The sequence below is a fragment of the Arcanobacterium sp. S3PF19 genome (genome assembly GCF_000758825.1).
Lineage (GTDB): Bacteria > Actinomycetota > Actinomycetes > Actinomycetales > Actinomycetaceae > Arcanobacterium_A.
The window spans coordinates 226,399-252,167 of record NZ_JRMX01000014.1; the positions used below are offsets into that span (position 1 = coordinate 226,399).

The 25,769-nt window shown below is 54.8% G+C and carries 18 protein-coding genes; 11 read left to right on the plus strand and 7 right to left on the minus strand.

The genetic code is table 11. From position 1 onward, the window contains the following. Positions 1–12: 12 nt before the first annotated feature. Positions 13–918, minus strand: a complete 906-nt coding sequence (locus HMPREF1631_RS05370) for a macro domain-containing protein (protein WP_034233162.1) — start codon at positions 916–918, stop codon at positions 13–15. An 87-nt stretch (positions 919–1,005) separates the two neighbouring features. On the opposite strand from HMPREF1631_RS05370, the gene HMPREF1631_RS05375 reads away from it, so the two are divergent. Next, on the plus strand, positions 1,006–1,575 hold the full coding sequence (locus HMPREF1631_RS05375; protein WP_232215444.1) for a ribonuclease H: 570 nt from the start codon (positions 1,006–1,008) through the stop codon (positions 1,573–1,575). A 13-nt stretch (positions 1,576–1,588) separates the two neighbouring features. Beyond that, on the plus strand, positions 1,589–3,739 hold the full coding sequence (locus tag HMPREF1631_RS05380; RefSeq protein ID WP_052047148.1) for a S9 family peptidase: 2,151 nt from the start codon (positions 1,589–1,591) through the stop codon (positions 3,737–3,739). Positions 3,740–3,822: 83 nt separating this feature from the next. Here HMPREF1631_RS05380 and mtnN read toward each other — a convergent pair whose 3' ends face one another. After that, entirely contained in the window at positions 3,823–5,052 is a 1,230-nt protein-coding gene (mtnN, locus tag HMPREF1631_RS07290) for a 5'-methylthioadenosine/S-adenosylhomocysteine nucleosidase (protein WP_084707495.1), read from the minus strand. Positions 5,053–5,850: 798 nt separating this feature from the next. On the opposite strand from mtnN, the gene nrdH reads away from it, so the two are divergent. From nrdH to HMPREF1631_RS05420, 5 genes are all read left to right on the plus strand, one after another. Further along, positions 5,851–6,099 carry a glutaredoxin-like protein NrdH gene (gene nrdH / locus HMPREF1631_RS05400; protein WP_034233164.1) on the plus strand — a complete coding sequence of 83 codons (249 nt, stop codon included), beginning with the start codon at positions 5,851–5,853 and terminating at the stop codon, positions 6,097–6,099. A gap of 115 nt (positions 6,100–6,214) precedes the next feature. Further along, on the plus strand, positions 6,215–6,616 hold the full coding sequence (nrdI, locus tag HMPREF1631_RS05405) for a class Ib ribonucleoside-diphosphate reductase assembly flavoprotein NrdI (RefSeq protein ID WP_034233165.1): 402 nt from the start codon (positions 6,215–6,217) through the stop codon (positions 6,614–6,616). After that, on the plus strand, positions 6,601–8,748 hold the full coding sequence (gene nrdE / locus HMPREF1631_RS05410) for a class 1b ribonucleoside-diphosphate reductase subunit alpha (protein ID WP_034233166.1): 2,148 nt from the start codon (positions 6,601–6,603) through the stop codon (positions 8,746–8,748). Before nrdI ends, nrdE begins: the two co-directional genes overlap by 16 nt. Positions 8,749–8,861: 113 nt before the next feature. Further along, positions 8,862–9,836, plus strand: coding sequence for a class 1b ribonucleoside-diphosphate reductase subunit beta (nrdF, locus tag HMPREF1631_RS05415; protein WP_034233168.1), 975 nt, complete (start codon positions 8,862–8,864; stop codon positions 9,834–9,836). A gap of 76 nt (positions 9,837–9,912) precedes the next feature. Continuing rightward, on the plus strand, positions 9,913–10,473 hold the full coding sequence (locus HMPREF1631_RS05420) for a hypothetical protein (protein ID WP_052047149.1): 561 nt from the start codon (positions 9,913–9,915) through the stop codon (positions 10,471–10,473). Here HMPREF1631_RS05420 and HMPREF1631_RS05425 read toward each other — a convergent pair whose 3' ends face one another. Together HMPREF1631_RS05425 and hrpA are read right to left on the minus strand one after the other, a co-directional pair. Next, on the minus strand, positions 10,474–11,214 hold the full coding sequence (locus tag HMPREF1631_RS05425) for a hypothetical protein (protein ID WP_034233172.1): 741 nt from the start codon (positions 11,212–11,214) through the stop codon (positions 10,474–10,476). Between the two features lie 99 nt (positions 11,215–11,313). Next, entirely contained in the window at positions 11,314–15,504 is a 4,191-nt protein-coding gene (gene hrpA / locus HMPREF1631_RS05430) for an ATP-dependent RNA helicase HrpA (protein ID WP_232215445.1), read from the minus strand. Positions 15,505–15,686: 182 nt separating this feature from the next. Between hrpA and nrdD the strand changes: the two genes are divergently transcribed. After that, positions 15,687–17,840 (plus strand): anaerobic ribonucleoside-triphosphate reductase, encoded by a 2,154-nt coding sequence (gene nrdD / locus HMPREF1631_RS05435; RefSeq protein WP_052047150.1) that lies wholly within the window; start codon positions 15,687–15,689, stop codon positions 17,838–17,840. A 51-nt stretch (positions 17,841–17,891) separates the two neighbouring features. Continuing rightward, positions 17,892–18,446: an anaerobic ribonucleoside-triphosphate reductase activating protein gene (nrdG, locus tag HMPREF1631_RS05440; protein ID WP_034233174.1), complete on the plus strand. Its 555-nt coding sequence runs from the start codon at positions 17,892–17,894 to the stop codon at positions 18,444–18,446. Between the two features lie 79 nt (positions 18,447–18,525). Here the strand turns inward: nrdG and HMPREF1631_RS05445 are convergent, their stop codons facing one another. Beyond that, a complete protein-coding gene (locus tag HMPREF1631_RS05445) occupies positions 18,526–21,228 on the minus strand; it encodes a VaFE repeat-containing surface-anchored protein (RefSeq protein ID WP_034233176.1) in 2,703 nt (900 codons plus the stop codon). A gap of 215 nt (positions 21,229–21,443) precedes the next feature. On the opposite strand from HMPREF1631_RS05445, the gene HMPREF1631_RS05450 reads away from it, so the two are divergent. Together HMPREF1631_RS05450 and HMPREF1631_RS05455 are read left to right on the plus strand one after the other, a co-directional pair. Continuing rightward, positions 21,444–22,469, plus strand: coding sequence for an endonuclease/exonuclease/phosphatase family protein (locus HMPREF1631_RS05450; protein WP_034233178.1), 1,026 nt, complete (start codon positions 21,444–21,446; stop codon positions 22,467–22,469). A 37-nt stretch (positions 22,470–22,506) separates the two neighbouring features. Next, entirely contained in the window at positions 22,507–22,818 is a 312-nt protein-coding gene (locus HMPREF1631_RS05455; protein ID WP_034233180.1) for a hypothetical protein, read from the plus strand. A 19-nt stretch (positions 22,819–22,837) separates the two neighbouring features. Here the strand turns inward: HMPREF1631_RS05455 and HMPREF1631_RS05460 are convergent, their stop codons facing one another. Both HMPREF1631_RS05460 and pgm read right to left on the minus strand, forming a co-directional pair. Further along, positions 22,838–23,956, minus strand: a complete 1,119-nt coding sequence (locus tag HMPREF1631_RS05460; protein ID WP_034233182.1) for an App1 family protein — start codon at positions 23,954–23,956, stop codon at positions 22,838–22,840. Positions 23,957–24,033: 77 nt separating this feature from the next. Continuing rightward, complete coding sequence (gene pgm, locus HMPREF1631_RS05465) at positions 24,034–25,713, minus strand: phosphoglucomutase (alpha-D-glucose-1,6-bisphosphate-dependent) (protein ID WP_034233184.1); 1,680 nt, start codon at positions 25,711–25,713, stop codon at positions 24,034–24,036. Between the last annotated feature and the right edge of the window lie 56 nt (positions 25,714–25,769).

A 25,769-nucleotide genomic window follows, 5' to 3' on the forward strand; every position in this document is an offset into this window, starting at 1 on the left:
AGGGGGTGCCGTTTAGTCCGAAATCCAGTGGTTCAGCGCGTTCAGATAAACCACCGCATCGGCATCGGAATGTACGGAGAAGACAACAAGCTCAATCGGATCCGGATGGTTTCTCAGCCAGTCCTCCACGGTCTTCAAAGCGATGTGGGCGGCCTCCTCTTTCGGAAAACCGTTCATGCCGGTGGCGATTGCGGGGAATGCGAGAGACTTTATCCCGCCTTTTTCCACAGCCAGGGAAAGTGCGCCCCGGTAGCACAGGGCAAGCTGTGTGCGCAGCTCGTCGGTGATGTGCGCATCTTTGATCCGCGGCATATGGGTGTGAATAATATATTTGGCCGGCATTCGGTATCCGCGTGTGATTTTCACACCTGCGGGAGGCTCGTTTTCTCCCTGCATTTCGATTATTTTTGCACAGTCGTTGCGCAGCCACGGCCCGGCCTGCGAATGAATTTCGGAATCGAGGCACCCGTGCAGCGGGATCGGGCAGCCCGTGAGTTCCGGCAGGGCGGTATTTACCACCGCATCCACCACAAGCTGCGTCATGTCTCCGCGGTAAAGCACTATTTTGTTGCTGTTGATGAAGTCGCAGTCCGGAATCTGGTCGCTTACGCGGCGCAGATTATTCGCCTCCACACGGCCGCGCCGCCCCAGCTGGCGATACAGCAGAGCGTTTATCGCCCGGGAAGTGATCGGGTCGATCGGCCCCGGTTCGCGGACCGACAGTTCTGCCCGCAGCCAGTTCATCAGACCTTCGTCGGTAGACAGATAGGCCGCAGACGAACTGCCGTTGTAATGTTTGTCGTGCAGGCCGCTGAGCGCGGTCATCAGCAGGTTGTAGTCCGAACGTTTATCCGATTTGGGGGCAGGGAAGTCTTCATCCAAATGAATCGCGTCACGATAGTCTGCCAGTTTCAGCATGATTTCCCCTTCGTTTTTCCATCTGCTTCTAGCCTACCGCGAAATATCTCCGGAGCGAATACTGTATTCACAATTTGCGCGCTAAACTTGGAGAAGTTCACACGCCGGTCTTTGGAAAGGACGATTATGGAAGATTCGGGAATGATCGGGAGGATCCGCCCGGGCTTTGATTTTATTGTGGCCACCGACGGCGCCTGCTCCGGTAATCCCGGTCCCGGCGGCTGGGCGTGGGTGGAGCAGATCAGCGGCCGGCGGAACAGCGGCGGCGCGGCCCATACCACAAACAATATTATGGAGCTGACGGCACTCGTTTCCGCACTGGAAACAGTCGGCCCGGAAGGAAGTCTGCTGATTCGCGCCGATTCTTCGTACGTGATCAACGCGATGACGAAATGGGCTCCCGGCTGGCGGAGAAAAGGGTGGCGCAAATCGGACGGAAAACCTGTGCTGAATCGGGATTTAATAGAACATCTGCTCGGCCTGTATGAAAACCGCAGGGGAAAAACCGAGGTGGAATGGGTAAAAGGGCATAACGGCGATGTGGCAAACGAGCTTGTGGATTCGCTGGCCGTGAAACAGAGCCGGCTTTATGCGCTCGATGCCTCCCGTCCGCCCACGTACGTTCTGCCGGCGGCCGGAGAGAAAACCCTGTTTTAAACATAAATTCAACATGGACGGAAATGATATGTGCCTGCCCTGCTTGAAAAAACGCCCGCTCCGGCGTGAATTTCACGGCGATGTTTTCACAGACGAATACGAATGGATCAGAAACGACGAAGAGGCCATGCTCAGGCAGCTGCGGGAGGAAAATAAACTGTATGACAGGGAAACGGAATCCCTGGCTCCGCTGCGTGCCCGGCTGACTGCGGAAATTGCTTCCCACGTGAAGACCGACGATGTTTCGGTGCCGGTGCGACACGGCAGTTTTTGGTATTGGTCGCGCACGTGGGAAGAAAAAAATTATCCTGCCGTTTACCGCTGTGCCGCGCAGCCGGCCGGGCACGGCGGTATTTCGCCCGTCCGCCCGGATCCGCATACGGCGCAAAACGCGGCGGTGGTTTACGACGGAAATCTTCTTGCCGAAGATTCGGATTTTTTCGGTGTGGGGGACGTTGCGTATTCCCCGGACGGCAGGCTTTGCGCTCTGGAAACGGATAGCGCGGGAAACGAAACCTTTCGGATTAGGATTCACGAAATAGATTCGGGGCTGATTGTAGACGACAGCGTCCGCGAAGCCGGATACGGGGTTGTCTTTGGCGGGGGCACGCATATTTTCTATACCCGCTGCGACGCCGCATGGCGCCAGTATCAGGTGTGGGTACACCGTATCGGCGCAAACCCGGGCGAAGATACGCTGCTGTATGAGGAAAAGGATGAAAAATTTTCGGTCGAAATAAGTGCTTCCAAAGATCGGCGCCGGCTTGTGGTGGGACTGTTTTCCGTCACTTCCTCCCAGTGTATTCTTTTTGATCTGTACGACCCGTGGCAGGGGAGCAGAATCGTTTTCGAACGCCGTGCGGGTGTGGAATATACCGTGGAACCCTGCGGGGATTCGGCGCTGATTGTGCATAATCTGCACCGCCCGGATTTTTCGCTGTCCCAGACACGTTTGGATGACGTGCGGATGGAGGCATGGGAGTCTGTATATGTGCCCGAAGACGGCGAACAGGTCGGCGCGGTGTATGCATTTTCGGATTTTGCGGTATGCGAGATGAGGGCGGAGGGAGAAACGCAGCTGCGCGTGCTGCGCAAAAATACGGATGTGCCGCCCGAAGACGGTTCCAAAGGTCTTCCCCGCTGGTCCGCGCCGCAGAAGGTGACTGCGCCCCGGGCGGCCACGGTTGGGTATCTGCCTGCGGGAGAGTGGGAAGACGGCGAATTTCTCTGCACGCTGGAATCGATTCTTATTCCTCCGACGGTGCTGTGCGTGAAAGTGGCGGGGGAAAATTCCGCTTTGGTCTGCGAAACGCTGAAGACCGTCTCCGTTCCCCTGTATTCCCCGGAGAATTATACGGAATACCGTGTTTGGGCGCGGGCAGATGACGGAACGAAAATTCCCCTTACGGTTGCGCACCGCAAAGACGTAACTCCCAACGGTGCAAACGCGGGTATTCTGTACGGATACGGTTCCTACGGAATTTCTTCCGATCCGTGGTTTTCCCCTGCCCTTCTGCCTGTTTTGGACAGGGGTGCCGTGTATGCGGCGGCCCATGTGCGCGGCGGCGGGGAATTGGGCAGACACTGGTATGAACAGGGAAAACTGCTGCAAAAACGAAATACTTTTACGGATTTTATCGCCGCGGCAAAATATCTTGTGCAAAGCGGGCTGGTTGATCCGAAGCGCCTTGCTGCCGAAGGGCGCAGTGCCGGCGGACTGCTGATGGGAGCCGTGGCAAATATGGCCCCGGAAATGTTTCGGGTGATTCACGCGGGAGTCCCGTTTGTGGATGCGTTAAATACGATTTTGCGCCCCGATCTGCCGCTGACTGTCGGCGAGTGGGAAGAGTGGGGCAATCCGCTGCACTCCGCGCAGGTCTACCGTTACATGAAGTCTTATTCCCCTTACGAAAATATCCGGGAAAAGGAATACCCGGCTATTTTGGCAACGAGTGCCGTAAACGATGTGCGCGTGAGCTGTGTCGAACCGCTGAAATGGGTTGCACGGCTGCGCGATACCGTGCGCAGCGATCTGCGCAGAAGTCCGATCCTGCTGCGTACGGAAACGGCCGGCGGGCACGGCGGCGGCTCAGGCCGGCAGAAATCGTGGGAGAACCGTTCCCACGAGCTGGCTTTTATTCTCTCCCTGCTTAATGCGGCTTAGCGGCGTGCGTGTTTAATGCGGATGCGTCTGCACGGACGCGGAAACTTCACGCATACTGCGCGGGAGAGTTCTGCGCCGCTTTTTTACTCTGTTACGGGGCGGCGCAGACGGAGATAAGTTTCCAGGATTCCGTAGGCCGTTTCCGCCGCCGACCGGGCGGCATCGGAGAGTTCGGTATGGAAACTTACGGACTGATCGTCAGGTTTTCCGCACAGATCGGAGATTGCGCGGACCGCAACGAACGGAACGGAAAATTCTGCCGCGACTTGGGCAAGAGCCTGGGATTCCATATCCGTGGTGAGGGCCGCCGGGAACGTTTCGCGCACGCTCCCCACGTTTTCTCCGGTGACAAACGTGTCCGAGGAATTCATCTGCCCGAATCTCACGTCCGCTTTTTTCTGCGCGTCTTCGCCCATTTGGCGGCGCAGATATTCTTCTGCCGCTTTCAGCAGACCGGGAGCGGCTTTGAATACCGCGGGCTGCTGCGGAACCTGTCCCGGAACGTAGCCGAAAGCCGTTCCGTCGGCGCCGGCGTTGACGTATTCGGTGCCGATTACCACTTCGCCCACCCGGGTGTCGGCCGCGAGCCCTCCGGCGCTGCCGCAGCAGATAACCGTCTTGGGGGAAAATGTGGAAAGTACGGAGGAAAGTGAGGAGGCGGCGCTGACCATTCCGATTCCGGTGGTGAGGAGAAGGAGTTTTGCGGGCGGCTGCTCGCCGTCGCAGGTCTTTCGCATGGCTATGCTCAGGTTTTTAAAGCTGCTGGAGACGGGATGGATCTCGTAATCCGGAAGAAGTTTTTCAACTTCCGCCGTTTCTTCCCCCATTGCGCAGACAAACAGCGCGTCAACCGCTTTGATCTGCATGGAATCGCGCTCGCGGGACTGTGTGAGATCCGCGCATGTCTGCTGGCATTTGGGGCAGTATCCCCAGAATGTAACTTCCGCTTCGTCAAGACGGTAATCGTGTGTGTCGTTTGGCGTGAGGCAGGGGGCTTCGCCGATAATGCAGTCGATATTGATCATTTCGTAGCAGTTTCGGCATACCAGATGATGATGGTTGAAATTGGAGTTCAGTTCATATACCGGAACGGATCCTGCCGGCTCTGCGCTACGGAGAATGGATTTTTCCGTCAGTGCGTGCAGCACGTCGTAAACCGCCTGTGTAGACACAGAACCCAGAGCCTTCGAAACGGCAACCCGCACCGCATCGGCGGAGGAATGTGGGTGGCGTGACAGAAAGTCGAGAATTGCGAGGCGCGGCTTCGTGACTCTTAAACCGACTTCGCGTAACTGTTCGGCGTAAGTCTTCATATTTTATATAATTGCCTTTCACAGGTATTTTTTCAACCGATTTCATATATTGCGATAAAATTTTCCCACTTTTTGTATGTTATGCCCGGACCCGTGTCGGTATTTGGGAAGTTCTTCCCGATATAATCGGGTTTTGCTGTGATTTTATACGCTAAGCATTCCCTAATTCCTGCGGGCCGGAACGTTTTTGCCCGAACTTTGTTTTCGCCCGGCGGAAATTTGTTTTTACAAATTTGTCATACGTTTTGCGCGGGGGTGTCTGATGCGGCACGCGGTGTGAAACAGTGCAGCCCGAAACGGCCATATTTTCAGCGGATTTTATTCACAGCTGTGGAAAAATTTATTAAATTTTGTGGACAAGTGGATATTTTTTATACACAGGGTGTTTATAACCGCGCGGATCCGCGCTGCCGTGTTCCGCCTCATTTCAGATTCCGCGTTGTTTTCCGAATTGGTTTCGGGCAGAAAAATTCTGTGGAGCGCGGTGGGATGATTGCCCTACGGCATCCGGATGCGGGGGATTTTATGGAAAGGAGTGTGGAGATTTTGTGGAAACGGGTCCTTTCCGCGCGTTGTCCCGGCGGGGATATACACATGGTTTTTTGTTCTTTCCCCGGCGGAAAACGGTTGCCGGAAAAAATAGTGAGATATTACGCAGACACACACCATGTAGTGGTTTGTGCAAAGGGCACATACTAGGTGTAGTGTTTACTTGTATTGTTCGGAAATGGATAAAGCAGTAAAAATTTAGACATACGGCACCGAAATTCTCGGAACACAGAAACAGGAGAAGGAGTAATGAGCATAACGGTTTACACCAAGCCTTCGTGCGTTCAGTGCAACGCCACAAAGCGTGCCCTGAAGAAAAACGGACTGGAATTCAGCGAAGTTGATCTGACCGAAGACGAAGAGGCACTTGCCACGGTGAAGGCGCTGGGATACAGGCAGGCTCCGGTCGTGTTTGCGAACGGCGACCACTGGGCAGGATACCGTCCGGACAAAATCAAAGCCCTGGCCCGGATTTCGGCGCAGGCCGTCACGGCTTAAACAGCACGGGCGCATACAGAGTCGGCCGGAGTTAAAATTTCGGTTTTAACCCCGGCTTCTTTGCGCAAAGACGCTGTATGCGGCCATACCGACGGTATTTTGGGAGACGGTAACGGTGGTTAATATCGTTTATTTTTCTTCTGCCACAAACAACACAAAACGATTCGTGGAAAAACTGGGCTATCCCGCCCGGCGCATTCCCCTGCGGCGGAACGATGAATTTTTACGGGTAAGCGAAGAATATGTGCTTATCGTTCCGACCTACGGAGGGGGAAACGCGAAAGGCGCGGTGCCCAAGCAGGTGATCAGGTTTCTCAACGACAGCCAAAACCGCTCTCTGCTGCGCGGGGTGATCTCCGGGGGAAACACAAATTTCGGCACGGCCTACTGCATGGCGGGAGAAATTATTGCGGCAAAAACCCATGTGCCGCATATGTATAAATTTGAACTTCTGGGCACATCCGAAGATGTGGAGAAAGTACGTAAAGGATTGGAAGAATTTTGGACACAACTCTGACAGACACCGGCGAAGAAATTACGGATCCGGCGCTTGACTACCATTCGCTCAATGCCCGGCTGAACCTGTACAGCAGCGAAGGAAAAATCCAGTTTGAAGCGGACAGGGCGGCGGCAAGGCAGTATTTTCTGCAGCACGTAAACAAAAACACCGTCTATTTCCACGATTTGGAAGAAAAACTGGAGTATCTGACCGAAGAGGGATACTACGAAAAACGGGTGCTGGACATGTACAGTCCCGAATTTATCAAGTCGCTGTATAAAGCCTGCTATGCCCATAAATTCAGGTTTCCCACATTCCTGGGGGCGTTCAAATACTATACGTCTTATACACTGAAAACTTTCGACGGAACCCGCTATCTGGAGCGGTACGAAGACCGCGTCTGCATGGTTGCCCTTACGCTTGCCGAGGGCAGTGAGCAGAGGGCGGAGGAAATTATGGAAGAGATTATCTGCGGCCGCTTTCAGCCTGCCACGCCGACTTTTCTCAATGCGGGCAAAGCCGCGCGCGGCGAGCTGGTTTCCTGCTTTCTGCTGCGCGTCGAAGACAACATGGAATCCATTTCGCGGGCGGTAAATTCGTCCCTGCAGCTTTCCAAACGCGGCGGAGGCGTTGCGCTCAACCTTTCCAATCTGCGTGAAATGGGCGCGCCGATCAAGAAAATCCAAAATCAGTCTTCCGGTGTAAACCCGGTGATGAAAATACTCGAAGACGCATTTTCCTATGCGAATCAGCTGGGAGCCAGACAGGGCGCGGGCGCGGTTTATCTCCATGCGCATCACCCGGATATTATGCGTTTTCTCGACACAAAGCGCGAAAACGCAGACGAAAAAATCCGGATTAAAACGCTTTCGCTGGGTGTCATTATTCCCGATATTACCTTTGAGCTGGCGAAGAAGAATGCCGATATGTATCTTTTTTCGCCTTATGACGTAGAACGCGTATACGGTGTTCCGTTCACCGAGATTTCCGTTACCGAAAAGTATGAGGAAATGGTAAACGATAAGCGGATTCGGAAATCGAAAATAAACGCCAGACATTTCTTCCAGACGCTGGCGGAAATCCAGTTTGAATCCGGATACCCCTATATCCTATTTGAGGATACGGTAAACCGGGCAAATCCGATTGCCGGAAAAGTGACGATGTCCAATCTCTGCTCGGAGATTCTGCAGGTTTCCGAGGCGTCGGAATTTAATCCCGATCTTTCGTACAAAAAAATCGGAAAAGATATTTCCTGCAACCTGGGTTCGCTGAACATTGCCAAAACGATGGATTCGCCCGATTTCGGAAAAACCGTCGAAACGGCAATCAGGGCTCTGACGGCAGTGTCCGATCAGTCCGATATTTCCAGTGTGCCTTCCGTCGAACGCGGAAACAGAATGTCGCATGCGATCGGTCTCGGGCAGATGAATCTGCACGGTTTCCTGGGCAGGGAACGGATTCACTACGGCAGCGAAGAAGCGCTCGATTTTACGAATATGTATTTCTATACGGTTGTGTATCACGCTATCCGCGCTTCGATGACGATTGCCCGCGAACGCGGTGAAAAGTTCGACAACTTTGAAAATTCGCGGTACGCCGACGGCACGTTTTTCAGGAAATACACGGAGAAAACGTGGGAGCCGAAAACGCAGCGTGTTCGCGAACTGTTTGCAAATATCCATATTCCCACCCGGCAGGATTGGCGCGAACTGCAGGCGGATGTGGAAAAATACGGGATGTACAACCAAAATCTGCAGGCGGTTCCGCCTACGGGGTCCATTTCATACATCAACAATTCGACGTCCTCCATTCACCCGATTGTGTCGCGGATAGAGATCCGCAAAGAAGGAAAAATCGGACGTGTTTACTATCCGGCGGCCTATATGACCAATGACAATCTGGAATATTATAAGGATGCGTATGAAATCGGCCCGCAGGCGATTATAGATACCTATGCGGTTGCCACGCAGCACGTGGATCAGGGTCTCTCCCTTACGCTGTTTTACCCGGATACCGTGACCACGCGCGATGTAAACAAAAACTATATCTACGCATGGAGAAAGGGAATCAAGACTCTCTACTATATGCGTATCCGGCAGGCGGCACTGGACGGCACGGAAGTGGACGGCTGTGTCTCCTGTATGCTCTGACTAAATGTTTCGGGCCCGGGCCGCCCCGGGCCCGAAACGGACAGCCGCAAATTCGCGGCGAAAAGCGGAAAACGGAAAAGACGTGAACAAAAGGAACGGAATAGGGATATACAATGAGCGGAAAAATTAAACTCGTAGACTCCGTGCAGGCAATCAACTGGAATAAAATAATCGACGAAAAAGATCAGGAAGTGTGGGAACGGCTCACGGGAAATTTTTGGCTGCCGGAAAAAATTCCGCTGTCGAACGATATTCAGTCCTGGAACACGCTGAAGCCGCACGAACAGACTATGACCACAAGAGTGTTTACCGGTCTTACCCTGCTCGATACGATCCAGGGAACAGTGGGGGCAATCTCCCTGATTCCCGATGCACGCACGCCGCATGAGGAAGCGGTCTATACAAATATCGCTTTTATGGAGTCGGTGCACGCAAAATCCTATTCCTCCATCTTCTCCACGCTGATTTCCTCCGAAGAAATCGAAGAAACTTTCCGCTGGTCGGAAGAAAATGAATTTTTGCAGAAGAAAGCCGAAATCGTGCTCGGTTATTACCGCGGGGACGATCCGGAGAAACGCAAGGTTGCCTCCACGATGCTGGAATCTTTCCTTTTCTATTCCGGTTTTTATACGCCGATGTACTGGTCGGCCCACGCAAAGCTGACGAACACCGCCGATCTGATCCGTCTTATCATTCGCGACGAGGCGGTGCACGGATACTATATCGGATACAAATATCAGCAGGCGGTGAAGGAAGCAACTCCCGCCAGACAGCAGGAGCTGAAAGACTATACTTTCGATCTGCTGTCCGATCTGTACGACAACGAGGAACTGTACACCGAATCCCTTTATGACGAAATGGGACTGACGGAAGACGTGAAAATGTTCCTGCGTTACAATGCAAACAAAGCGTTGATGAATCTCGGTTACGAGGCTCTGTTCACATCCGACCAAACGGCTGTGAACCCTGCCATTCTTGCCGCTCTTTCGCCGAATGCGGACGAAAATCACGACTTCTTCTCCGGCTCCGGTTCCTCCTATGTGATCGGAACGGCGGAAGCCACTGAAGACGACGACTGGGATTTCTGAACGGGAGTCTGCGGGAGGTTTTTAAGTGCCGTATCGGATTTTGGTTGTATGTACGGGAAATATCTGCCGTTCCCCGATGGGGGAGATAGTGCTGCGGGAGAAAATCAGCCGTTTGCCGGAAGCGGAAAACCGGAAAGAGGGGAATTCTGCCGCGCGTACGCCGGCGCGTCCGACGGTGGGTTCAGCCGGTGTTTCGGATGAGGAACACGGCCATTATCTGGATCCGCGGGCGGCACAGATTCTACGGGAAAACGGCTATCCGCTGCCTCGGGAACACCGGGCACACCTTGCCACGCGCGAAGAGCTGAGCCGGGCGGATTTGATTTTGCCAATGACGCTCGGTCAGGCGCGTGCATTAAGGCCAATGCTCAAAGCGGCCGGCGCGGATCCGGCCAAAGTTCACCTGTGGCGGGAATTCGACGGTACGGCTCCGCTGTTTCCCCGCGGTGTATATGCTCCCGGCGCACCGCTGGGGGAAGACAGCGGCGCGCCGGGGTCGCGGCAGGAAAATTTCTACACTTCGGACGGGCGTTTTGATGTGCCTGATCCGTGGTACGGTTCCGTAGACGGCTTTCGTAAAACACTGAAAACGGTAGAAAACGGAGCTGCGGGAATTATAGATTATCTGTATCGGTAGCTATTTGGAAATTTTTGGTCTGCGGATCTGCTGATAGCGGTCTACGGCAGTGACTACCGAAGAACTGATAATTTTTCCGTCCTGCAGAATTTCGGATTTCAAAGTCAGATAATCTTTTGTGACATAAAAACGAAACGTCCTGACGGGAATGCGCCCCTGCGGATCGCGGTTTTCGGCCGAGATTTTTGTAACTTCCCGCCCCAAAAGCGTGGTTTTTCCTTCTATGGAATATGTCTGCTGCGGATCGGTTCCGGCTGCCCGAAGTTTCGGGTTCAGCATTGTTTCGAAATAACGCGGCATCCGGGAGATAAGGGCATAATTTTTGTCTGCGGAATCTGCGCCCGCCTCTTTCCAGGTTCCGTTTTGCCGGATAAACGTCTTTCCCTCAATCAGGATAATTTCCGCATTCGGCAGCGGGGCATTTGCTTTAGTATCGATTTTTACCGCCAGCGGACGCACATTCACAGCCGCTTTCGACACGGGTTTTCCGCCCGGACCGTAGTCTTCCTGCGTCCACCCTTTTATTTTCCCCAAAGATTCGGCAAGACAGAAAGAAATTTCCCGGGCACCGATCCGTTTTCCGCCCCGGGAAAGAGGATCGGTGCATTTGTCGGGGACAGCGGGAGCATGCGCGGAAAGATCCGTATCCTGCCCTTTATGCGCCCTGTGTGCACACGAAGAAAGAGAAAGGCAGAGAAGTGCTGCGCATCCGGCGGCGTAAATTTTCTTTGCCGTATCCATTCCGTGTTCCTTTACGTTTCGCTTTACCTTACCTACCGATCATAATGCGTTCCCGTCCGGGGGCGAAAGCGCAAAGGGATTCTTTGGCCATGGGAAAAATCAGCTTTCCAGCAGTTTGCGGATCCGCTGCACGGATACTTTTCCTTTTGTGCCCAACTGCTGGGCGAATAAAGAAATGCGCAGTTCTTCGAGCATCCACCGTGCCCGGGTTAGTTTCCGCAAAAGCTGCGGGTCGCATACGCCGGGCACAATCCGTTCCCCGAAATCGCAGATCAGATCTTCCGTCTCCCTGATCTGCAGAGAAAAGGCGTCGTCGGCAAAGAGCTTTTCGCCGGCTTTTTCCAGTCGGATGTATGCCCCGCGCAGATAGCGCGGTATCTGCGCCAGATATTCCTCCGGTGTGGCAAAAATAAAACCCGGGAAAATAAGGTTTGCGATCTGTTCCCTGATTTCCCCCGCAACGGGAGCCAGAAGCGGGGCGGATGTGCGCCCCAAAAGCGATTCCAGTTCCGCCTGTGCGGAGAAAATGTGTGTGCAGATCTGCGCCAGCCGGTATGTTTCGTCTTCGCTTTTTTCCCGAATTATTTTCCGCAGGGATTCGTATTCGCTTTCGGTGCGCACGTTTCCCAACTGTATTTTTTCCTGCTTTGCCGCGCGTGCGGCAGTGTTTCTCACCGCCTGCAGCTGCAGATCCGCCACGAGATCCGCCGTATCGGCATACGGCGATCCTCCCAGAAGCAGGCTCTGCGCACCCGTCCAGCGTGAAGTTATTCTGCCGTCGGGCAGGGCGAGTTCGTTTTTCAGCAGCAGCACGAGTCCGTTTGTGTGAACCTGCCGCCGCTGCTGCGCATCGGCCAGAATCTGCAGCGCAACCCCGCTTTTGCGGGTGGGAAGGCGCAGTGTCTGCCCGTAAATTCTACGTTCCTGCGTGTTTTGGGCAACCAGTGCCGGGTAGCCGCGCACGCAGATATTGCCCGGGCCCGGGGTTTCCAGCACTTCCGGGATAATGCCGTTCGGTATCTGTTTCCATGATGTCAGATTTCCTGCGGGGGAGATCTGCGGCTTCGTTTCCGGATGCCCGCCGCGCCCTGCGCCGCGCGTCTTTTCCGCCGCGGACGAATTGCGCGTTTTGCTGCCGCCCGGGCCGGTGTTTTCTTCCATCGCGTGTGCCACTGCCGAAGACACAACCGAGGAAACCGCTTTTTGCGTCTGCGGGGCAAGGGCACGCTGCAGCCGGGTGAGCGAATCTCCCTGATCCAGCACGGCTCCCCTTTCCGAACGGATCAGAAAGGAAATTTTCAGATGTTCGGGCAGATTGGTCTGCTGCCACTGCCCATCGTCGACAGTTACTCCCCGCAGCCTGAAAACAGCGTCGGAAAAAGCCTTCCGAAAGGGGATATGGTCGCGGTGCACGGCTTCTTCCCACGGCGGAAGACATGCCATGATCTGCCGTGCCGCATCGGGTGCGGGTACCAGCTGTTTTCGTACAGGCTTCGGCAGGGCGCGGATAGTGCCAAGAGTCAGTTCCTCCAGCATTCCGGGCACAAGCCAGTCGAAACCCGTGTCTTTGATTTGCGCCAGCAGCGTGACGGGGATTTCAATCGTGAGCCCGTCATCGTATTTTCCGGGGTTAAAACCGTAACGGATGGGAAGCGTAATTTCGCCCTGATGCCATGTGTTGGGAAAATCGTGCGGTGCGGCACGGTTTTCCCCCAATAAAAATTCTTCCGTGAAATTCAGCAGATCCGGATTTTTTCCGCGTTCTTTCTTCCACCAGGCGTCAAAATGGCGTGCGGAAACGATATGGGCCGGGATTATGCGGTCGAAGAACGAAAATTGCTCTTCTTCGTCTGCAACCAGGGCGTATTCGCGCCTTCTGGCTTCCGTTTCATGCGCCTTTTCCAGGGCTGCCCTGTTGTGGGCGGCAAATTTGTGGTGGGTACGCCACTGATTTTGCACAAGCGCATGACGGATAAAAAGTTCGCGGGCAATCTCGCGGCAGTGTTCGCTTCCCGTTTTGGAAAGCAGCGTTTTTCGGTCCGCAACCAAAGTTATCCCATACAGAGTGACTTTTTCGCAGACCATCGCGGCGCCCATGCGCTGAGACCAAAACGGTTCCGAATAGCTCCGTTTTACCAGATGTTTTGCCGCTCTCTCTATCCATGCGGGATCGATTTTTGCCACTGTGCGTGCAAACAGACGGGATGTCTCCACCAATTCCGCGGCAATTACCCACTCCGGGCTGTGTTTATACAGACCGGATCCGGGCCAGATCACGAAATGCGTGCCGCGCGCTCCGCCGTAGTCGTGTTTGCGTTCGTCGCGGTGCCCGATATTGGACAGCAGACCGGTCAGCAGGGAACGGTGAATTGCGTCTGCCGCCGGCGCATCGGAGTATTCCCCCACGTTTTTCACCGCCCGGATCACATCCCGGTGCTGCGTATTGTCGGTATCTTCCGCGGCTGCGCCGCGCAGCTGTGCCGGTGTGGGAAGCGTGATCGGTTTCAGATGGATTCCAAGCTGCTTTGCAGCCTGTTTCAGCTGGGTGACGACGTCCTGCCATTCCCGAAACCGCAGAAAATGCAGATATTCGGCTTTGCACATCCGGCGGAAAGCGGCACCCGAGAGTTCCCGCTGCTGCACACGCAGATATCGCCACAGATTCAGATAAGCCAGGAAGTCCGAGTTTTTATCGGTGAACCGGGCATGAAGGGCATCCGCCTGTGCCTTAAATTCTGCCGGGCGCTCGCGCATATCCTGCACGCTCATCGCCGCAACCAGAATCAGTACTTCGCCGGCGCATCCGTTTTCCCCGGCAGAGAGCAGCATTTTGCCCAGCCGCGGATCGATGGGCAGCCCGGCCAGAGACTTCCCGGTCCGTGTCAGACGCAGCTTTCCGTCTGTGTCTGTTTTTATCGCTCCTATTTCTTCCAGGAGCTGTGTTCCCGCACGTACTGCGCGCGTATCGGGCGGATCTATGAACGGGAAGTGCTTTGCGTCTCCCAGATTCAGAGCCGTCATCCGCAAAATAACGGATGAGAGCGATGTGCGCAGAATTTCCGGTTCCGTGAACGCCGGGCGCGAAAGAAAATCCTGTTCGGAATAGAGACGGATGGCAATTCCGTCCGCCACACGTCCGCATCTTCCCGAACGCTGGTTTGCGGAGGCTTGGGAAATCGGCTCTATCGGAAGACGCTGGACTTTTGTTTTGTTGGAAAAACGCGAGATTCTGGCGGTTCCGGGATCAATTACGCATCGGATTCCGGGGACTGTGAGCGATGTTTCGGCAATGTTCGTGGAAAGTATTATCCGCCGGTGTTTGGGGTGTGAAAAAATCCGGTGCTGTTCGGCGGAGGAAAGACGGGAAAACAGCGGAAGAACTTCGACCGCCCCGGGGATGTCGGATGTGCCGCCCGGGGGAATATAGCGTGTTTTCAGGGCGTCGCGAAAAGCTTTTTCGGTTTCGCGTATCTCTCCCTCGCCGGAGAGAAAAACGAGGATATCTCCCTGTGATGCGGTGAACAGCTCGCGTGCGGCTTCCAGAATTCCGCTTATCTGATCGGCCGCACCGTGTTTCTCCGTTTGCGTTTCCGCAGCGCCGTCATCCGGCAGATACCCGTTTTCCGGCGGGCGGTAGCGTATTTCCACCGGATATGTGCGTCCTGTGACGTTGATAACCGGTGCTTTGCTCCCGGCCGTGCCGCCGTAGCGGTGCAGGCCGAAATGGGCCGCAAATTTTTGCGAGTCGATGGTTGCGGAAGTGACGATCAGTTTCAGATCTTTTCGTTTGGGCAGGAGATTTGCCAGATATCCAAGGAGAAAATCGATGTTGAGCGACCGCTCGTGGGCTTCGTCGATAATAATTGTGTCGTAGCGCAGGAGAAGGGGATCGGATTGGATTTCGGCGAGCAAAATGCCGTCTGTCATCAGTTTGATTAATGTATTTTCCGACACGGTTTCGTTGAATCTGACCTGATATCCGACAATTCCGCCCGTCTGCGTGCCCAGTTCGCGCGAGATTCTCTCGGCTACCGCGCGTGCCGCGATTCTGCGGGGCTGGGTGTGTCCGATCAGTCCGTTTATTCCCCGTCCGAGTTCGAGACATATTTTGGGCAGCTGAGTGGTTTTTCCGGATCCCGTTTCCCCGGAGACAATCACGACCTGGCTGCGTTTGATGGCTTCTGCTATTTCCGCGCGTTTTGCACAGACGGGGAGCTCTTCCGGGTAGGTGATATCCGGCACGCTCTGTGCGCGCATCAGGAGCTGTTGGGGTGTAAACGGTTTTGGCACACATATATTGTGGCACATTTTCCGCACTCTTTTTGCGCCGTTTTCCCCTTCCCGGAAAAGAGAAAAGATGGGTGTGGGGGTGTATCGGAAAAGTACACAAAACACGCGTGCGGAGAAGTTTTAATTTTTGAAAAATACCCTTAGAATCTATATCTAGTGGTTAAAAAAAAATAGGACGCAATATGTTGATTAATTCTAAAGTTATTACAGATCTTGAAGTGGTGAAACGGGACGGACGGAAGGTACAGTTCGACCCGGCGAAGATTTACCGTGCGGTTTACCTTGCGTTAAACAGCCGGGGCATCGAAGATCATCCTTTCGCGATGCGGGCTGTGCGTGAGGTGCTCGCGGCTCTGCCGGAAAAGGAACTGTCTATCGAAGAAATCCAGACTGCCACGGAAAATTTCTTAATGCGTTCCGAATATCCGCAGGTTGCCCGGGCGTATATCGAATACCGCCACGACCGTGACGTCATCCGCGACCAAAGCATGGATCTGCTTCACTCTGTGGGCAAGCTTCTCAGCCGCGACAAAACAGTGGTGAATGAAAACGCAAACAAAGATTCAACCGTTTTCAACACCCAGCGCGATCTGACTGCCGGCTCGGTGGCAAAGGCATACGCGCTGCGAAAAATTCTTCCCCGGGCCGTGGCCAATGCGCACATCAAAGGGGAAATCCATTTTCACGACCTGGATTACAACCCGTTCCAGCCGATGACGAACTGCTGCCTGATCGACGTTGCCGGGATGCTCCGCGAAGGTTTCCAGATCGGAAACGCCCGTGTGGAGTCCCCGCGTTCAATCAACACCGCGACCGCCCAGATTGCGCAGATCATCGCCAATGTGGCTTCCTCGCAGTACGGCGGATGTTCCGTGGACCGTGCGGACGAAGTGCTTGCACCCTATGCCAAGATCAATTACCGCAAGCATCTTGCCGACGCCCGGGAATGGGTGGCGGAAGACCGCAGGGAAGAGTACGCCTGGGTAAAAACGAAAAAAGATATCTATGACGCGATGCAGTCTTTGGAATATGAGATCAATACGCTCTACTCCTCGAACGGGCAGACCCCGTTTGTGACTCTCGGCTTCGGCATGGGAACATCGCGTTTTGAGCGGGAAATACAGAAAGCGATTTTGCGGGTTAGGATTCAGGGAATCGGAAAAGACCGGCATACGGCTATTTTCCCGAAACTGGTATTCGGTCTGCGCCGGGGCGTAAATCTGAATCCGCAGGATCCCAATTACGATGTGAAACAGCTGGCTTTGGAATGTTCGGCAAAAAGAATGTATCCGGATATTCTTTCCTACGACAAACTCACCGAGCTGGAAGGCGATTACAAAGCCCCCATGGGCTGCCGTTCATTCCTTCCGAAATGGGTCGATCCCGAAACGGGTGAAGCGGTGAACGCCGGACGGAACAACCTTGGCGTGGTTACGCTCAACATTCCGCGGATCGCCATTGAGGCACACGGTGAAAAAGAACGGTTCTGGAAGATTTTTGCAGAACGGATGGAAGTTGTAAAAGAGGCGCTGCTGTTTAGAATCCGCCGCTGCGAGGATGCCACGCCGGACAATGCTCCGATACTTTACAAGTACGGCGCTTTGGGAATCCGGGCAAAGGACGGGGAGAAGAGCGTCACGCAGTTCTTCCGCAACCACCGCGCCACGGCTTCCATCGGATATATCGGTCTGTATGAGGCGGCAACCTGTTTTTACGGTGCGCAGTGGGAAGAAAACCGGGAGGCGAAAGAGTTTACGCTCGACATTATGCGCAAACTCAACGAATACGCGGCACAGTGGAAGAAAGACTATCCGTATTGGTTCTCGATTTACTCCACTCCGTCGGAGTCTCTGACCGACCGTTTCTGCCGTTTGGATCAGGAAAAATTCGGTATGATTCCCGACGTCACCGACAAGGATTACTACACCAATTCTTTCCACTACGATATCCGCAAAAAAGTTACGCCGTTTGAGAAGATTGCCTTTGAATCCGAGTATGCGCCCTACACGGCAGGCGGATTTATTCACTACTGTGAATATCCGAAGCTCGTGCACAATCTTTCGGCGCTGGAGGCGGTCTGGGACTATGCCTACGACCGTGTGGCGTACCTGGGCACAAATACGCCGATTGACCACTGCTACAGGTGCGGGTTTGACGGCGAGTTTCTGCCTACCGCGGAAGGATTCCGCTGCCCGGACTGCGGAAATGAAGATCCTGCGACCTGCGACGTGGTAAAGCGTACCTGCGGATATTTGGGCAATCCCCAAAAGCGTCCCATGGTTCACGGCCGCCACGTGGAGATTTCCAAGCGGGTAAAGCACATGGATCTTTCCTGAGCAGCTGCGCGTTAAGCATTCGGTTTTAACAAACTGCTGAGGTGAAGCACGATGGCAAAAAAGGATGCTTACGGTATCACTCAGCCCGATGTGGGAGAGTGGCGGGGAGAGAAGCTGTGCCGCCGCTACATCGCCGATTATAAACCGTTCAATTTTGTGGACGGGGAAGGTGTGCGCTGTTCGCTCTACGTTTCCGGGTGTCCGTTCAAATGCCCCGGATGCTACAATGCCGCCGCGCAGAGTTTTCGCTACGGCCGGCAGTACACGGCGGAGTTGGAAGAACAGATTATCTCCGATTTGGCACAGCCTTACGTGGCAGGTCTTTCCCTGCTGGGCGGGGAACCGTTTCTCAGTACGCCGATTCTGCTTCCCCTGGTGCGCAAAGTGCGCAAGCGCTTCGGGAAGGAAAAAACCGTATGGATCTGGTCCGGGTATCTGTATGAACAGCTGCTGGCGGAACCGGAGAAACGCGAACTGCTGAATCTGTGCGACGTACTGGTGGACGGTCCGTTTATCCGCAAAAAATTTGTGCGGGATCTGCCGTTTCGCGGTTCACTCAATCAGCGGATTATTGATCTGCACACGGGCGGGGAATACCGAATTTAGCTTCCGTGTTTTACGGACCGGCAGCCGTGGGGTGCGCCCGCCCCCGCAGGGCCGGCCGAAAATCAGCCGGCCGGAAAACTCAGCGTTTCTTCCGCCGCGGGAAACGCATACACATTCCCCCGGAAACCGCCGCTCCGCAAAAAGCCGATATTCCCCCGATAAATATGCCCGTTTGTGCCAGCTTCTTTTGCCGCGCGGGAGGATGCGGTTCCCGGGGACCCGGATTTTCCCGCGGCAGGAAAAAGGATACGGTCTGCTGCCGGTCGTTTATGTCCCGGTGCGCGGCAAGCAGTTTTCCGTGCAGATAAAGATCTTCAAAAACCACCACTTTCCTGCCCGCCAGCCCGGAAGCATCAAATCTGATCGGAATATATGCGCACCCGTCGGCAGTTTCCGGAGTAAAAACAGTTCTGATCGCGGAGGGAAGCACGCTCTTCGGTTTTTCGCCGCCGTTTTCCGCCACCACCGCATCGGTATGGATTTCATAGGTCTCTCCCGGAATCAAAGCGGAGTTGCGCTCGCATACCCGATCGGTTATTTCGGCGTTTTTCGTTGCCGGGAGAGTTTTGTCTCCGTCTGCGGAATCGGATGCGACCGTTTCCAGCCGGGGAAGAAAAGAAAATTTTACGCTTTGGTTTTCATTGCGGATGTCTTCGTGCGCCGCCGTTTCTTTTCCGCCGTGAAACAGTTTTTCAAACGCAACCGCGGTTTTTCCTGCGAATACATTGGCGTGCAGCGAAAATTCCACTTCAACACATCCGGCCGCGCCGGCTGCGGTGAAATCCTTCCGGGCCCGGATTTCCTGCCCGTTTTCCGTAAGGGGTTTTTCCGTTTCCCTGTCCATCAGTATGCCTTCTATCCGATACGCTTCTCCTGCACGGAGATTGGTGTGGCACACAAGATCGGTAAGTGTCTGCACGCCTTTGGCGGGCACTGTTTTCCCTTTCCCGTGGGTTAAAATGGTGTGCAGTTCCGGTTTGGACGATATTCTGTACTGTTCTTTTACATCCGTAACCTTGGACGCAAACGGTTTTACGCGCGAGTCGCCGGGAAAAGATGTAACGAAAACATATGTGCCTGCCCGAATTTTACCCCCACTGTCTCTCCGGACCAGATATTCGGTGGATCCGAGAGCGGGATAGTATCCGTTTTTTGCGGGGATCTGCAGCGGCTGCCCGATTTTTTCCGCGCGTGCGCGATTTTCTTCCCGTACATCCAGACCTTCCGGGAAAAACAGCAGTTCCTGGAGGATATACTGCCCATCCTGTTCAAAGCGCCCATCTCCCGCAAACGACTGATGATTTTGGGGAAACCCCGTTACGAAAAGGTCGTCGGTGAGGTATGTGCCCGATTTTGTTTCCCTGATCTGCAGCGCGGAATCAATTTCCGCATGGTGACGCGAAGAAACGGTTTCTTCGGGAATGCCGTAGTTGTCGGACCGGTCCGCGTGAATCAGTTCGCCAAGCGCGCCCTGTTCGGATTTGACCACTTTCCACACCACGGTGGCAAATCCGGGTTTGGCTCCCGTGAACCGGGCTGTGAGTTTTCCGGGCCCCGGAGCAGTGATTTTCCGTGTGCCGATTATCTGTGCGCCGGCCGGCACGGATCCTGTTTCCTGCGCGGGCAAATCTCCCGTATGGTAGGCGGTTACGGTGTAGGTTACGGGGACGGTTCCCGGCCGTACGCCGTAATGTTTCGCCGCCTGTTCGTTTAGGATCAGCCATTTTCCCTGTGCGTAGCCGGGGTCGGCGGCGGCTTCAAAGGTGTCGGTGAAAGTCCCGTCGTCGGTGATCAACGCTGCCTGCGATACGCCGGCGGGCTGAAAATCGAAAATAACTTCCCAGGTGGGAGTCTCAATTTTGGTTTCGACGATGTCCGAGGCGGGCCGCAGGCCGTAAGTGATGACTTTTTGTGTGCTCCGACCTGTTTCCACCAGGGAAAGCGTGCTGCGGACGGTTTTATAGGCGAGTGTTGCGTGCACGGTTCCGTTCCCGGTTGCCTTCCATGCAAAGCTTAACGGGATGCGCTGTGAGATACCGGTCCATACGTTTTTCCCGGAGTCGGAAAAGACGGCCGGCCCGTGCAAAGTTACCGTCATTGCGATACCGCCCGTGTATTCCCCGTTTTTGTTGACCACGCCGATATCGCTGAGCATTCCGCTGCGCATTCCCGCACCCGAGACGACACCCTTTTTGTAGCCGCGAACGCCGGAGGAGACGGCCTCCGAGACAAGAGAACGCGCCCTGCGGTCGATTATTGCCGCCTGAGCGTCATTTTGCACCAGTTTCAGCATCCAATTCACATTTTTCTGCGCCGCAGTGTGTGATCCGCGCGTGGGCTGTTCAAAATTTCCGTGTACAAGATAAGAGAGCGCCGCCATCACAGTTCGGTCGGCGGTATTTTGATATCTGTCCAAAATATATGCCATCTGTGCTGTTGTTACCCGCAGTCCCGCTCCCGGGTTTACCGTGGGGGCGGTGAGTGTGGCAACGTTGAGGATCGGAGTGTCGGCAGAGGTGGAAGATTTCTCCATCTCTGTGCAAAACGAGGGCATACCGTCTATTTTCATGCTTTGCACGCCCAGCCAGAGCTCGTATTTTCCGGTGTCGGTATGCGCTCCGACAGCGTATCCGAGACGGTTGCGGTGTGCCGGATCGGATGCCAGGATACCTGCGTGCGCAGGCGCAACGGAAGTAAAAGACAACGTGCAGGCGCACAGGACGGTTAAACTGAAAAATACGGCGTATTTTCGCAAGGATGCGAAATTCAGAGCTGATTTCAATGTTCCTCCAAAGTAGATATCCGACGGGTAAAGGCTGATATATCATTTTTAAGGATGCGCCCGGCAGGACGGATCATCCGGGAGAAAAACATTTTTGGGGACAAATATGCCGCCACGGAAAAATGTGACCAACAGACACACAGACACAGCCCCATTACCGAAAATTTTTTCTCCGGCGGTTTAGGATAAAACTGAAGGAAAACACAGAGGATAAAATGACGTTAATTTTTCTGGCGGCGGCCCTTGTTCTGGCGGCGGCCGCGCTTTTCACGGTGTCGCCGACGCTGTTTCTCCCCCCGGCAATACTTTTGGAACCGCCTTTCGCACAGCTGCTTGCCCTGCGCGCGGAAACAGCGGTTGTGCTTCTCGTATTGGCTGCGGTAATGCTTTGTCTTCGGATGCTGTGCAGAAACAGAATCAGAAAACTGATTGTTGCCCTCGCGGCAGCGATTCTTTTTCTGTGCAGCGGATTTCAGTTTTCCGTGCTGCTGAAACGCGGTATGTCCGCAGTGGAAAAAATTTCTTCCTCCGCTTCGTCCCATTCTTTGGGGCAGATAGTGTTTTTGACATACAACACAAAGGGCGGAGCCACACCGCCGGCCCGGCTGGCGGAAATAATTGCGGAAAACGGGGTAAATGTTGCGGTATTGCCGGAAACCTCCGCTGCCGACGGACGGCGTCTGCTGAAGCTGCTGGCAGAGCGAAATCTGCGTTTTCAGTATTTTGACACGCATACCGACAGATGGACGCCCGCTTTTGCATCCACCGTTTTGCTTATTTCCCCGCAGCTGGGGCGGTATGTGCCCTATCGGAGTGTGTTTTCGGGGGCAAAAGAAGCGCGGGTATCTCTTGTGGGCGCCCGTCCTCTTTCCGCCGCGGGCCCGAAAATAGTGGGCGTGCATCCCGTTTCGCCCATCGTAGGCCGAACCGACGTGTGGAAAAAAGGGATAAGCGGAGTTTACGCAATGTGCGGAAAAGACAGCAATCTGATTATCGGCGGAGATTTTAATTCAACTTTCGACCATCAGCGGATTGTCGGCGCCCGGTGCGCGGACGCCGCCCGGGAAGCCGGAATCGGGGGTCTGGGAAGCTGGCCGAGCAGCGTTCCGAATCTGCTTGCTTCCCCGATCGACAGAATAATCCACACTCAGACCAAATACCGCGGATATGAGGGTAAATTTGTGCGCAGGGGAGATTCCGACCATTACGGAATGATAATTTCGCTCAGAATTAAAAAATAGACAAAACCTGATATTGTAGAAATGTCAAAGGAGAAAAATGAGTCTGTTTTCCAAAATTGCCGTCGGTATGGCTGCCTATACGCTGGGAGCCCGTGCGGGCAGAAAACGCTATATGCAAATCAAAAATACCGCCGCGAAAGTATGGGAATCTTCTCCCGTTAAATTCGGGCGCGACGCCGTTAAGGGTGCCGCCTGCGGCACATTCGGATCCGTTTGCGAAACGGCATTCGAAAAAGTAAAGACCACCGCGGACCGGGTGCAGGAACAGCTCCGGGAAAAACGGGAAGTGGAAGTGCCGGACACGGTCTGCACCGCAGACGAGGCCGCCTGGGACTGCGAACCCGCATAAAATGCCTGCCGCGGCAGATCTACGCGAAAATTTCGCGCGCCGCGCCAAGCAGTTTCTCCCTGATTGCGTAACCGTCTTTTCCGCGTACGACAAGCGTTCCCTGACGTTCTATATCGGAGTCGTTTCGGCTTGGCTCGGTCGCTTCCGGCGTTCCGTGTGAAAGTACCTGCTCCACCATGCCCAGCTCGCGGAGCATAATTATTTTCACGCGCGAAGGATGCTCGCGCGCCAATTCGTCGTAAATCAGCGGGTCATGCTGCCCGTCGTCCCCAACCAAAATCCATTTCAGCCGGGGAAACATAATCAGCAGATTACGCAGCTGCGTTTTTTTGTGCTCGGAACCCGAACGGAACAGTCCCGTGGGAGTCGGACCCCAGTCGGTGAGGAGAAGCGGTCCCACAGGATAGCGGTATGCGGAAATAAATTCCAGCAGCGTCGAATAGGTGTTCCATGCGCCCGTGGAAAGATAAAAAATCGGCACGTCGGGTTTTTTGGCCAGGATTTCCCGATACAGTTCGGCCATTCCCGATACCGCCTGACGCGTATTGGTATGTTTCACAAAAGAATTCCAGGCCGCCAGGGCCGGCCGCGGCAGCCAGGTAACCATAATTGTGTCGTCCACATCGGAAACGATTCCCGTTGTTTCGCTCTCGGGCACGATCATCACGGGCGCGGGCACACATTTTCCGTGCAGGGGAGTAATGTTTACTTCCTGCCATCCCGGCTGCAGCCCATGCCCTTCCACCAGCAAATCAAGGTATCCGTTGCGGTCGGTGCGCGTGTGGATGATTTTCTTTCCGATGCGTACCGTAACGGGCAGAAATCCAACCTGCGTGGTAAAAAACTGCCGCCATCCGCGCTGGGCCTGTGCGCCGCGCTGAATTACCGGCCGGGCAAAATCGCGCACGGCGTCTATGTTCAGTCTGCTGCCCTGCCGGAGCAGAAAATTCAGGTTCAGCCGGGCGGGGGCGTTTTTTGGTTTCACCATCAGGGCGCGGGCCATGATTTTTACGGCGGCGGCAGAGCCGTATCCCGCATAGGGGATAATTTCGGGTACCCAGCCGTCGGCGCGTTTTTTTACGATTCCGCGGCGATTTATCCCGTCTTCCAAAGAGCGGGCAAAATCAGCAAGAGCCATATCAGTCCTTTATCTGCGCACGGAACGCCCGTAATTTGGCGCACCGCTGCCGGCCGTGTGCCCCCTCCAAGGGGCGTTTACTCTTCCAGCGCGGCAGCTACCACGCTTTTTGCCTCTTCCTGCACGCGGTGCAGATGCTCTTCGCCAAGGAACGATTCGGCATAGATCTTGTATACGTCCTCGGTGCCCGAAGGGCGTGCGGCAAACCATGCGTTTTCGGTAACGACTTTCAAACCGCCGATCGGAGCCCCGTTGCCCGGGGCTTTTACCAGACGGGAGACGATAGGCTCTCCCGCCAGTTCCGTTGCCGTTACGGCAGAAGCGGACAGCGCGGCAAGCCTGGCTTTCTGCGCCTTTGTTGCGGGAGCGTCGATCCGCGCATAGGCAGATACGCCGTATCTGTCGGTTAATTCGCGGTGAATCTGCGAAGGTGTCTTTCCCGTTACGGCAAGAATTTCGGAAGCAAGGAGATTCATCACCAAACCGTCTTTGTCGGTTGTCCAGACGGTTCCGTCTTTACGCAGGAAAGAACCTCCCGCCGACTCTTCTCCTCCGAATCCCGCGGTCCCCGTGAGAAGACCGGGAACGAACCATTTGAATCCGACCGGCACTTCCGTCAGTTTCTTTCCCATACCTGCAACAACGCGGTCAATCAGGGACGAAGACACAAGAGTCTTCCCCACATAATCCGTATGCCACTGCGGACGGTGGGTAAACAGATACTGAATCGCCGCTGCCAGATAATGGTTTGGATTCATCAGCCCGGCGTCCGGTGTCACAATTCCGTGACGGTCCGAATCGGCGTCGTTTCCCGTGGCAATATCGAAGGGGAAACGCCCTTCACCGTCCGGCTGCATTCTGTGCAGCAGGGAAGCCATCGCATAGGGGGAGGAGCAGTCCATTCTGATTTTTCCGTCCCAGTCCAGCGTCATAAAACGCCAGGTGGGATCGACAACGGTATTTACGACCGTCAGATCCAGGCCGTAACGTTCCCCGATGGCACTCCAGTAGAGAGCCGAGGCGCCGCCCATCGGATCTGCGCCGATCCGCACTCCGGCATTGCGGATTGCGTCAAAATCGATCACGGAAGCCAAATCCTCCACATATGCCGAGAGATAGTCGTGGCCGCGCACAAGATCCGAAGACTTGGCTTTCTCATACGGCACCCGGGGCACGGACTTCCATCCTTCGCGCAGAATCCGGTTTGCCCGCTCGGCGATCACCTGCGTGGCATCGGTATCCGCCGGGCCGCCGTGGGGAGGATTGTATTTGAAGCCTCCGTCGCGCGGAGGATTGTGGGAAGGCGTGACCACGATTCCGTCAGCCAGACCGGGACCTTTCGTGCGTACGCCCGCTGTGGTCCCGGCGCCGTTTGCGGTTAAAACAGCCAGAGACACGGCGGGAGTGGGCGTCCATGAATCGCGGGCATCTATGCGCACTTCCACCCCGTTTGCCACCAGTACTTCAACAGCTGTTCTCTGCGCCGGTTCGGACAGGGCGTGGGAATCTCTGCCGATGTAGAGCGGACCGTCCGTTCCCTGCGATTTTCTGTAGTCTGCAATCGCCTGCGTAATGGCGACGATGTGTGCCTCGTTGAACGCGGAATCGAAAGCACTGCCGCGGTGCCCGGAAGTACCGAACACAACTTTCTGCGCCGGGTTTTCCGGATCCGGTTCGAGAGTGTAATATGCGTCGGTCAGCGCATCGGTATCAATCAAATCCTGAGGAAGGGCAAATTTGCCGGCACGTTCGTTCATACTTCCATCTTGCCAAAAATAATGCCAAAAGTTAATTGATTCGGGCAAAAGTAATA

Excerpts from the sequence above, each read along its gene's own strand:
- HMPREF1631_RS05370 (WP_034233162.1), bottom strand. The coding sequence starts at position 918 with ATGCTGAAACTGGCAGACTATCGTGACGCGATTCATTTGGATGAAGAC.
- HMPREF1631_RS05380 (WP_052047148.1), top strand. The coding sequence starts at position 1,589 with ATGGACGGAAATGATATGTGCCTGCCCTGCTTGAAAAAACGCCCGCTC.
- mtnN (WP_084707495.1), bottom strand. The coding sequence starts at position 5,052 with ATGAAGACTTACGCCGAACAGTTACGCGAAGTCGGTTTAAGAGTCACG.
- nrdH (WP_034233164.1), top strand. The coding sequence starts at position 5,851 with ATGAGCATAACGGTTTACACCAAGCCTTCGTGCGTTCAGTGCAACGCC.
- nrdF (WP_034233168.1), top strand. The coding sequence starts at position 8,862 with ATGAGCGGAAAAATTAAACTCGTAGACTCCGTGCAGGCAATCAACTGG.
- HMPREF1631_RS05420 (WP_052047149.1), top strand. The coding sequence starts at position 9,913 with ATGGGGGAGATAGTGCTGCGGGAGAAAATCAGCCGTTTGCCGGAAGCG.
- HMPREF1631_RS05425 (WP_034233172.1), bottom strand. The coding sequence starts at position 11,214 with ATGGATACGGCAAAGAAAATTTACGCCGCCGGATGCGCAGCACTTCTC.
- nrdD (WP_052047150.1), top strand. The coding sequence starts at position 15,687 with ATGTTGATTAATTCTAAAGTTATTACAGATCTTGAAGTGGTGAAACGG.
- nrdG (WP_034233174.1), top strand. The coding sequence starts at position 17,892 with ATGGCAAAAAAGGATGCTTACGGTATCACTCAGCCCGATGTGGGAGAG.
- HMPREF1631_RS05450 (WP_034233178.1), top strand. The coding sequence starts at position 21,444 with ATGACGTTAATTTTTCTGGCGGCGGCCCTTGTTCTGGCGGCGGCCGCG.
- HMPREF1631_RS05455 (WP_034233180.1), top strand. The coding sequence starts at position 22,507 with ATGAGTCTGTTTTCCAAAATTGCCGTCGGTATGGCTGCCTATACGCTG.
- HMPREF1631_RS05460 (WP_034233182.1), bottom strand. The coding sequence starts at position 23,956 with ATGGCTCTTGCTGATTTTGCCCGCTCTTTGGAAGACGGGATAAATCGC.
- pgm (WP_034233184.1), bottom strand. The coding sequence starts at position 25,713 with ATGAACGAACGTGCCGGCAAATTTGCCCTTCCTCAGGATTTGATTGAT.